General features: G+C 32.7%; 10 protein-coding genes. All 10 read left to right on the top strand.

Annotated features, from left to right (window positions below; translation table 11 throughout):
- Positions 1 to 40: 40 nt before the first annotated feature.
- Positions 41 to 1,165, top strand: coding sequence for a radical SAM family heme chaperone HemW (hemW, locus tag IDG60_RS18085; protein WP_000218103.1), 1,125 nt, complete (start codon positions 41 to 43; stop codon positions 1,163 to 1,165).
- 100 nt (positions 1,166 to 1,265) lie between these two features.
- Positions 1,266 to 2,243, top strand: a complete 978-nt coding sequence (gene hrcA / locus IDG60_RS18080; protein ID WP_000627144.1) for a heat-inducible transcriptional repressor HrcA — start codon at positions 1,266 to 1,268, stop codon at positions 2,241 to 2,243.
- Between the two features lie 31 nt (positions 2,244 to 2,274).
- Complete coding sequence (gene grpE / locus IDG60_RS18075) at positions 2,275 to 2,901, top strand: nucleotide exchange factor GrpE (RefSeq protein WP_000182211.1); 627 nt, start codon at positions 2,275 to 2,277, stop codon at positions 2,899 to 2,901.
- 68 nt (positions 2,902 to 2,969) lie between these two features.
- The gene (dnaK, locus tag IDG60_RS18070) at positions 2,970 to 4,802 is read left to right on the top strand and encodes a molecular chaperone DnaK (protein WP_000034716.1); all 1,833 of its coding nucleotides are present in this window, start codon (positions 2,970 to 2,972) and stop codon (positions 4,800 to 4,802) included.
- A gap of 135 nt (positions 4,803 to 4,937) precedes the next feature.
- Positions 4,938 to 6,077, top strand: coding sequence for a molecular chaperone DnaJ (gene dnaJ, locus IDG60_RS18065; protein ID WP_001119021.1), 1,140 nt, complete (start codon positions 4,938 to 4,940; stop codon positions 6,075 to 6,077).
- 3 nt (positions 6,078 to 6,080) lie between these two features.
- A complete protein-coding gene (prmA, locus tag IDG60_RS18060; protein ID WP_001104607.1) occupies positions 6,081 to 7,019 on the top strand; it encodes a 50S ribosomal protein L11 methyltransferase in 939 nt (312 codons plus the stop codon).
- 1 nt (position 7,020) lies between these two features.
- The gene (locus tag IDG60_RS18055; RefSeq protein WP_001190120.1) at positions 7,021 to 7,773 is read left to right on the top strand and encodes a 16S rRNA (uracil(1498)-N(3))-methyltransferase; all 753 of its coding nucleotides are present in this window, start codon (positions 7,021 to 7,023) and stop codon (positions 7,771 to 7,773) included.
- A 6-nt stretch (positions 7,774 to 7,779) separates the two neighbouring features.
- The gene (gene mtaB, locus IDG60_RS18050; RefSeq protein ID WP_000108663.1) at positions 7,780 to 9,126 is read left to right on the top strand and encodes a tRNA (N(6)-L-threonylcarbamoyladenosine(37)-C(2))-methylthiotransferase MtaB; all 1,347 of its coding nucleotides are present in this window, start codon (positions 7,780 to 7,782) and stop codon (positions 9,124 to 9,126) included.
- A gap of 292 nt (positions 9,127 to 9,418) precedes the next feature.
- Positions 9,419 to 9,595, top strand: coding sequence for a 30S ribosomal protein S21 (gene rpsU, locus IDG60_RS18045; protein ID WP_000048060.1), 177 nt, complete (start codon positions 9,419 to 9,421; stop codon positions 9,593 to 9,595).
- 243 nt (positions 9,596 to 9,838) lie between these two features.
- A partial coding sequence (locus IDG60_RS18040; RefSeq protein ID WP_206161024.1) for an NfeD family protein occupies positions 9,839 to 10,470 on the top strand: 632 nt, incomplete at its 3' end.

Genomic DNA, 10,470 nt, shown 5'->3' with positions numbered 1-10,470 from the left:
TAGCCGATTGGATAAACAGTCTGAGAAGCGGGGCATTAAAATGACGGTACAAAGTGCATATATACATATTCCATTTTGTGTAAGAATATGTACATATTGTGATTTCAATAAATATTTTATACAGAATCAACCTGTAGATGAGTACTTAGATGCACTAATAACAGAAATGTCTACAGCAAAATATAGGAACTTAAAGACCATGTATGTAGGTGGCGGCACACCAACGGCCCTTTCTATTAATCAGTTGGAAAGATTACTTAAAGCAATACGTGATACGTTTACAATCACAGGCGAGTATACATTTGAAGCAAATCCTGATGAGTTAACTAAAGAGAAAGTCCAACTATTAGAGAAATATGGAGTAAATAGAATTTCAATGGGCGTTCAAACATTCAAACCGGAGTTATTGTCTGTTTTAGGTAGAACGCACAATACTGAAGATATTTACACTTCGGTGTTAAATGCTAAAAACGCAGGTATTAAATCAATCAGTTTAGATTTAATGTATCATTTACCGAAACAGACGATTGAAGATTTTGAACAAAGTTTAGATCTAGCTTTAGATATGGATATTCAACATATTTCGAGTTACGGCTTAATACTTGAACCTAAAACCCAATTTTATAATATGTATAGAAAAGGGTTGCTTAAACTTCCTAATGAGGATTTAGGTGCTGACATGTATCAGTTGTTGATGTCTAAGATAGAACAATCTCCTTTCCATCAATACGAAATATCTAATTTTGCATTAGATGGCCATGAATCAGAACATAATAAGGTTTACTGGTTTAATGAGGAATATTATGGATTTGGAGCAGGTGCAAGTGGTTATGTAGATGGTGTGCGTTATACGAATATCAATCCAGTGAATCATTATATCAAAGCTATAAATAAAGAAAGTAAAGCAATTTTAGTATCAAATAAACCTTCTTTGACTGAGAGAATGGAAGAAGAAATGTTTCTTGGGTTGCGTTTAAATGAAGGTGTGAGTAGTAGTAGGTTCAAAAAGAAGTTTGACCAATCTATTGAAAGTGTCTTTGGTCAAACAATAAATAATTTAAAAGAGAAAGAATTAATTGTAGAAAAGAACGATGCGATTGCACTAACAAAGCGAGGGAAAGTCATAGGTAATGAGGTTTTTGAAGCTTTCCTAATAAATGATTAAAAAAAATTGAAATTTCGAGTCTTTAACATTGACTTACTTTGACCAATTTGATAAATTATAATTAGCACTTGAGATAAGTGAGTGCTAATGAGGTGAAAACATGATTACAGATAGGCAATTGAGTATATTAAACGCAATTGTTGAGGATTATGTTGATTTTGGACAACCCGTTGGTTCTAAAACACTAATTGAGCGACATAACTTGAATGTTAGTCCTGCTACAATTAGAAATGAGATGAAACAGCTTGAAGATTTAAACTATATCGAAAAGACACATAGTTCTTCAGGGCGTTCGCCATCACAATTAGGTTTTAGGTATTATGTCAATCGTTTACTTGAACAAACATCTCATCAAAAAACAAATAAATTAAGACGATTAAATCAATTGTTAGTTGAGAATCAATATGATGTATCATCAGCATTGACATATTTTGCAGATGAATTATCAAATATATCTCAATATACAACTTTAGTTGTTCATCCTAATCATAAACAAGATATTATCAATAATGTACATTTGATTCGTGCTAATCCTAATTTAGTTATAATGGTTATCGTATTTTCATCAGGTCATGTTGAGCATGTACATCTTGCTTCAGACATACCGTTTAGTAATGATAAACTAAATACAATATCAAATTTTGTTACTAACAAACTAACTGAGTTTAATCAGAATTTACAAGATGATATTGTCTCTTTTGTTCAATCAGAGCAGGAAGAAATATTTATCAATAAATTGATAAATACGATGAATAATCATATTTCTAATCAAAGTAATAGCATTTATATGGGTGGAAAGGTTAAACTTATTGATGCATTGAATGAAAGTAATGTATCTTCAATTCAGCCCATTCTACAATATATAGAATCAAATAGAATTGCAGAATTATTACAAGATATATCTTCACCAAATATTAATGTAAAAATTGGTAATGAAATTGATGACAGCTTAAGTGATATTTCAATTGTAACAAGTCAATATCATTTTGATGAAACGTTAAAAGGTCAAATCGCTGTGATTGGACCTACAGCTATGCATTATCAAAATGTCATTCAATTATTAAATAGAATTTGGTAATGATGGATTAGAAAGTATTGGAGGACAGAAAATGACAAATAAAGACGAATCAGTTGAAAAAAACACTGAATCAACAGTTGAAGAAACAAACATCAAACAAAATATTGATGATTCAGTTGAACAAGCTGAAGAAAGTAAAGGTCATTTACAAGATGAAGCAATAGAAGAAACGTCTGACGAGAATGTTATTGAAGAAATAGATCCAAAAGATCAAAAAATTAATGAACTTCAACAATTAGCAGATGAAAACGAAGAGAAATATTTAAGGCTCTACGCTGAGTTTGAAAATTATAAGCGTAGAATTCAAAAAGAAAATGAAATAAATAAAACATATCAAGCACAACGTGTGTTAACAGATATTTTACCAGCAATAGACAATATAGAACGTGCACTTCAAATTGAAGGTGATGATGAGACTTTTAAATCTCTTCAAAAAGGTGTACAAATGGTGCATGAAAGTTTGATTAACGCACTAAAAGATAATGGTCTTGAAGTTATTAAAACTGAAGGTGAAGCATTTGATCCAAATATTCACCAAGCTGTAGTTCAAGATGATAACCCTGATTTTGAATCTGGCGAAATCACTCAAGAACTACAAAAAGGATACAAGCTTAAAGATAGAGTATTAAGACCATCAATGGTCAAAGTAAACCAATAACTTAAATTTGGCGAAAAGACATTGTTTAAAATTAAATTAATTTAATGATTAAATGGAGGAATTTTATTATGAGTAAAATTATTGGTATAGACTTAGGTACAACAAATTCATGTGTAACAGTATTAGAAGGCGATGAGCCAAAAGTAATTCAAAACCCTGAAGGTTCACGTACAACACCATCTGTTGTAGCTTTCAAAAATGGAGAAACTCAAGTTGGTGAAGTAGCTAAACGTCAAGCTATTACAAACCCAAACACTGTTCAATCTATTAAACGTCATATGGGTACTGATTATAAAGTAGATATTGAAGGTAAATCATACACACCACAAGAAATCTCAGCTATGATTTTACAAAACTTAAAAAATACAGCTGAAAGCTATTTAGGTGAGAAAGTTGACAAAGCTGTAATTACAGTACCTGCATACTTTAACGACGCTGAACGTCAAGCAACTAAAGATGCTGGTAAAATTGCTGGTTTAGAAGTTGAGCGTATCATTAATGAACCAACAGCTGCAGCATTAGCATATGGTTTAGATAAAACTGATAAAGATGAAAAAGTTCTTGTTTTTGACTTAGGTGGCGGTACATTTGACGTATCTATCCTAGAATTAGGTGACGGTGTATTCGAAGTACTATCAACAGCCGGTGACAACAAACTTGGCGGTGATGATTTTGACCAAGTAATTATTGACTACCTAGTTGCAGAATTCAAAAAAGAAAATGGCGTAGACTTATCTCAAGATAAAATGGCATTACAACGTTTGAAAGATGCTGCTGAAAAAGCTAAAAAAGACTTATCAGGTGTATCACAAACTCAAATCTCATTACCATTTATCTCAGCTGGTGAAAACGGTCCATTACACTTAGAAGTAAACTTAACTCGTTCTAAATTTGAAGAATTATCAGATTCATTAATTAGAAGAACAATGGAACCTACACGCCAAGCAATGAAAGACGCTGGCTTAACAAACTCAGATATCGATGAAGTTATCTTAGTTGGTGGATCAACTCGTATTCCAGCAGTACAAGAAGCTGTCAAAAAAGAAATCGGTAAAGAACCTAACAAAGGTGTAAACCCGGACGAAGTAGTGGCAATGGGAGCTGCAATCCAAGGTGGCGTTATCACAGGTGACGTTAAAGACGTAGTATTATTAGACGTAACACCACTATCTTTAGGTATTGAAATTTTAGGTGGACGTATGAATACGTTAATTGAACGTAACACTACGATTCCTACATCTAAATCTCAAATCTATTCAACAGCAGTAGATAATCAACCATCAGTAGATGTACACGTATTACAAGGTGAACGTCCAATGGCTGCGGATAATAAAACACTTGGTAGATTCCAATTGACTGATATTCCACCAGCTGAACGTGGTAAACCTCAAATTGAAGTAACGTTTGATATCGATAAAAACGGTATTGTAAATGTAACTGCAAAAGACTTAGGTACAAATAAAGAACAAAGAATTACAATTCAATCAAGTTCTTCATTATCAGACGAAGAAATCGACCGTATGGTAAAAGATGCTGAAGTTAACGCTGAAGCAGATAAAAAACGTCGTGAAGAAGTAGACTTAAGAAACGAAGCTGACAGTCTAGTATTCCAAGTTGAAAAAACTTTAACTGATTTAGGCGAAAATATTGGTGAAGAAGATAAAAAATCTGCTGAAGAGAAAAAAGACGCTCTTAAAACTGCTTTAGAAGGTCAAGATATAGAAGATATTAAATCTAAAAAAGAAGAACTTGAAAAAGTGATTCAAGAATTATCAGCAAAAGTATATGAGCAAGCGGCTCAACAGCAACAACAAGCACAAGGTGCAAATGCTGGTCAAAACAACGATAGTACTGTAGAAGATGCTGAATTTAAAGAAGTAAAAGACGACGACAAAAAATAATTAAACAATACAATTAGAATGTTGTCATGATCTGAAAAGTCAAAGTCAATAGAACATTGGCTTTGGCTTTTTATTTGGATAGTATGACATATTACGTTAAACTATATGAGTTAATTAAGAAAAGGAGAGATAGCTGTGGCCAAAAGAGACTATTATGAAGTTTTAGGCATTAGTAAAGATGCTTCAAAAGATGAAATCAAAAAAGCGTATCGAAAGCTTTCGAAAAAATATCATCCAGATATTAACAAAGAAGAAGGTGCAGATGAAAAGTTTAAAGAAATTTCTGAAGCCTATGAAGTTTTAAGTGATGATAATAAACGCGCAAGCTATGATCAATTTGGACATGATGGTCCACAAGGTTTTGGTGGACAAGGATTCAATGGCTCTGACTTTGGCGGTTTTAGTGGCTTCGGTGGCGGCGGTTTTGAAGATATCTTTAGCTCTTTCTTCGGTGGCGGCAGACAAAGAGATCCAAATGCACCGCAAAAAGGTGATGATCTTCAGTATACAATGACATTAACATTTGAAGAAGCGGTATTTGGTACAACAAAAGAAATTTCAATCCGTAAAGATGTAACATGCGAAACATGTCATGGTGATGGTGCAAAGCCTGGAACAAGTAAAAAGACTTGTAGTTACTGTAATGGCGCTGGTCATGTAGCTGTAGAACAAAACACAATTTTAGGTAGAGTTCGTACTGAACAAGTTTGTCCTAAATGTAATGGAAGTGGTCAAGAATTTGAAGAAGCTTGTCCAACATGTCACGGAAAAGGTACTGAAAATAAAACAGTTAAATTAGAAGTGAAAGTACCTGAAGGTGTCGACAATGAACAACAAATTAGATTAGCTGGTGAAGGCTCTCCAGGCGTGAATGGAGGACCTGCTGGTGATTTATACGTAGTATTTAGAGTTAAACCATCTGAAACATTTAAACGTGATGGTGATGATATTTATTACAAATTAAATGTTAGCTTCCCACAAGCAGCTTTAGGCGATGAAATAAAAATACCAACATTAAATAATGAAGTTATGTTAACAATCCCTGCTGGTACACAAACAGGTAAGCAATTCCGCTTAAAAGAAAAGGGTATAAAAAATGTTCATGGCTATGGATACGGAGATTTATATGTTGATATTAAAGTAGTAACGCCTACTAAATTAACAGATAGACAAAAAGAACTAATGAAAGAATTTGCCCAATTAAATGGTGAAGAAATTAATGAACAACCTTCGAATTTTAAAGATAGAGCAAAAAGATTCTTTAAGGGAGAATAAAGTATGAACTGGACAGAGCTTTCAATTATTATTAATCATGAAGCAGTAGAATTGGCTACCAATATACTTGAAAATCATGGATCAAATGGTGTCGTGATAGAAGATTCAGATGATTTAATTAACCAACCAGAAGATAAATACGGTGAAATTTACGCTTTGAAAAAAGAGGATTATCCAGATAAGGGAGTAAGATTGAAAGCCTATTTTAATGAAATGACTTATGATGATAAGTTGCGACAGCAAATTAAAGATGAGTTATTAAATTTAGATGAACTTGATCAACATAACATTCAATTCAGTGAGCAAATTATTGCAGAGACGGATTGGGAAAATGAATGGAAAAACTATTTCCATCCATTCCGAGCGTCGAAGAAGTTCACAATAGTTCCTAGTTGGGAAACATATGCTAAAGAAGCGGATGAAGAGCTTTGTATTGAGCTCGACCCAGGTATGGCTTTTGGAACAGGCGATCATCCGACTACAAGTATGTGTTTGAAGGCAATAGAAACATATGTATTGCCACAGCATTCAGTAATTGATGTTGGTACTGGCTCAGGTATATTAAGTATTGCAAGTCATCTAATCGGTGTAAAACGTATTAAAGCGTTGGATATTGATGAAATGGCAGTGAGTGTAGCTAAAGAAAACTTCAGAAGAAATCATTGTGAAACGTTAATTGAAGCTGTTCCAGGTAACTTATTGAAAGACGAAACAGAAAAATTTGATATTGTAATAGCAAATATTTTAGCGCATATTATTGATGAAATGATTGAAGATGCTTATAATACTCTAAATGAAGGCGGTTATTTTATTACTTCTGGTATTATAAAAGAGAAGTATGAAGGTATACAGTCACATATGGAGCGTGTAGGTTTTAAAATTATTTCAGAACAACATGACAATGGTTGGGTTTGTCTTGTTGGCCAGAAAGTGAGTGAATAATGTGCAACGTTATTTCATAGACCAAAACGCTGATGTAAGTCAGCGTTTTTTTATTACAAAAAAAGAAGATATTCATCATATAACAAATGTAATGAGATATGATGTTGGTAGTAAAATTATTTTAACTTTTAATGATCAAACAGTTTATTTATGTGAAATTGCTGACATAACAAGTGATAAAATTGCAGTTGATTTAAAAGAAAAACAAAATATTAATACAGAATTGCCAGTTGATGTTACGATTTGCAGTGGACTAATTAAAGCTGACAAATATGAGTGGTTGCTACAAAAAGCTACTGAATTGGGTGCTTCATCATTTATAGCTGTGAGCATGGAACGCTCAATTGTTAAATTAAACGAGGCGAAAGTTGTCAAAAAGATAGAGCGTTGGCAAAAAATAATTAAAGAAGCTGCTGAACAAAGCTATCGTTTAGTGATTCCATCTATTCAATTCGAGTCGAATTTAAAATTAATTTGTGATACTATTGATAATTATGACTATATTCTTATTGCATATGAAGAGGAAGCAAAAGATGGTGAGTTAAGCAATTTCAAGCAAACTTTACAACAATTCAAGGCTCAGGATAAAGTGTTGATGATTTTTGGTCCTGAGGGTGGTTTGTCAGAAAATGAAATTTCATTATTTAGTAATACTAGTACAGTTGTTGGTCTTGGACCGAGAATTTTACGGGCAGAAACTGCGCCATTGTATGCGTTAAGTGCAATAAGTTATGAAAAAGAATTAATGGGGTGAATATTTATGTCAACAGTTGCGTTTCACACATTAGGTTGTAAAGTAAACCATTATGAAACTGAAGCAATCTGGCAATTATTTAAAGAAGCAAACTATGAGCGCGTTGACTTTGAAGCGAATGCTGATGTATTTGTTATTAATACTTGTACAGTAACGAATACAGGTGATAAAAAAAGTCGTCAAATAATTAGACGTGCAATAAGACAAAATCCTGATGCTGTAATCTGTGTAACAGGTTGTTATGCGCAAACTTCATCAGCTGAAATTATGGAAATTCCTGGTGTCGATGTAGTAGTTGGTACACAAGATAGACATAAACTATTAGGTTACATTGATGAATTCCGTAAAGAACGCCAACCAATTAATGGTGTTGGAAATATCATGAAAAATCGTAAATATGAAGAATTAGATGTTCCATATTTTACAGATAGAACACGTGCGTCATTAAAAATTCAAGAAGGTTGTAACAACTTCTGCACATTCTGTATTATTCCATGGGCTCGTGGCTTAATGCGTTCAAGAGATCCGGAAAAAGTAGTTGAACAAGCGACGCAACTAGTGAATTCAGGATATAAGGAAATTGTATTGACGGGAATTCATACAGGTGGATATGGTCAAGATTTAAAAGATTATAACTTGGCCCAATTATTATGTGATCTTGAAACGATTAATGGATTAGAACGAATTCGAATTTCTTCAATTGAAGCAAGTCAACTTACAGATGAAGTAATTGACGTTTTAGAACGTTCAACAAAAGTTGTGCGTCATTTGCATATTCCATTACAATCTGGTTCAGATACAGTATTAAAACGTATGAGACGTAAGTATACAATGGATAGATTTTCAGAACGATTAACAAAATTGCATAAAGCTTTACCAGACTTGGCAGTTACGAGTGATGTAATTGTTGGTTTCCCAGGTGAAACTGAAGCAGAGTTCCAAGAAACATATGATTTTATCGTAAAGCATAAGTTCTCTGAACTGCATGTTTTCCCTTATTCTCCTAGAATTGGCACGCCAGCTGCAAGAATGGATGACCAAATTGATGAAGAAATTAAAAATGAACGCGTGCATAAGTTAATTACGCTAAGCAATCAACTCGGAAAGTTATATGCGTCTAAATTTGATCAAGATGTGCTTGAAGTAATTCCTGAGGAACAGGGTGACACAGAAGGTACATTAGTTGGATATGCAGATAATTATATGAAAGTACAATTTGAAGGTGACGAATCACTCATAGGTCAAATTGTAAAAGTTAAAATTACGCAAGCAAATTATCCATTAAATGAAGGGCAAGCAATTAAAGTTGTTGATTTCGCAACAAATAAATCTGATAGAGAAGTTTTAGTTTAAGTATTCCTTGATTCATACCATAAGGTTCCGTATTAAAGATATAGGTTTTGTAACGTTGTTTTAACGGCTTCACAATTTACTATATAAGCAACTCTTCTCATTAAATAAATTATTAAGAGATTTTTAGAACAAAATCTAAAAGTCTTTGTGATTTTGATGTGAAATATGTTTCAAATAAAAAACAATTTACTAATTGACCATAAATTACAGATATATTATACTTATAAATGCATAGTTTTACTGTGCAATTGACTATAAAGTTCCGTTGATATTTGGAGGGAGGGAAATACAGATGTCTAAAACAGTAGTACGTAAAAATGAATCACTTGAAGATGCGTTACGTAGATTTAAACGTTCAGTTTCTAAAAGTGGAACAATCCAAGAAGTACGTAAACGTGAATTTTACGAAAAACCAAGCGTAAAACGTAAAAAGAAATCAGAAGCTGCACGTAAACGTAAATTCAAATAATTAATACCTCTGTTGACTCCCTCAACACGAATATTAATTATATAAAACAAACATCACAAGTTAGTGTCTTACACTAATATGTGATGTTTTTTTGTTGTCAATTTTTAATTAAAAAAAGTTATATAGTTTATAAATAATCAAATTGATATTCTATAGGTTCTTATAACTATAAAGTATATTCAATTTCATGTATAATTAATGTGAGGGCGAGGTGAAATTGTGAGTTATAATAATTTTTTACAAATGACAATTATCTTGGAATCAACGGCTGGAGATACTTGGGTTGAACAAGTTAGTAATATAATTGTTCAACCTATTTTTACGTTAATATTAACCTGTTTGACATTCTTAGGATTTGTATATCAACTTTACTCTAAAAAAATCAATGCAGCTGGTATTATCGCCATATTATCATTACTTATTTTATTTTTGGGATTTCTAATCCAAGGAAATGTCAATATGCATTCTATCTTAATATTCTCAATTGGCGTTATATTAGTTGTAATTGAATTATTTGTAGTTGGTGCAGTAATTGGTATTATTGGCATGATACTGATAACTATAAGCATAACAACGCTCGGTGATAATTTGCTATTTATGCTTGCGAATGTTATCGTTGCCTTGATTTTAACGATTGTAGAATGGGTGATATTAGTGAAGATTTTCAACAGAAAGATTCCGTTTTTGGATAAGGTTATCTTAAAAGATTCAACTAATTCTGAGTCAGGTTACAATTCTCATGATAACCGCTCGCACCTCGTAGGAAAGACTGCTCAAACAGTTACAGATCTTCGACCTGCAGGGATTATTTTTTGTGAAAATGAACGTATTGATGCTGTTTCAGATGGCAACTTTATTTTACGCAATAAAACGGT

The organism is Staphylococcus sp. EG-SA-2 (assembly GCF_017152085.1).
Note: the sequence above shows the minus strand (reverse complement) of the source record. Positions and strands in the feature narration are given on the sequence as shown.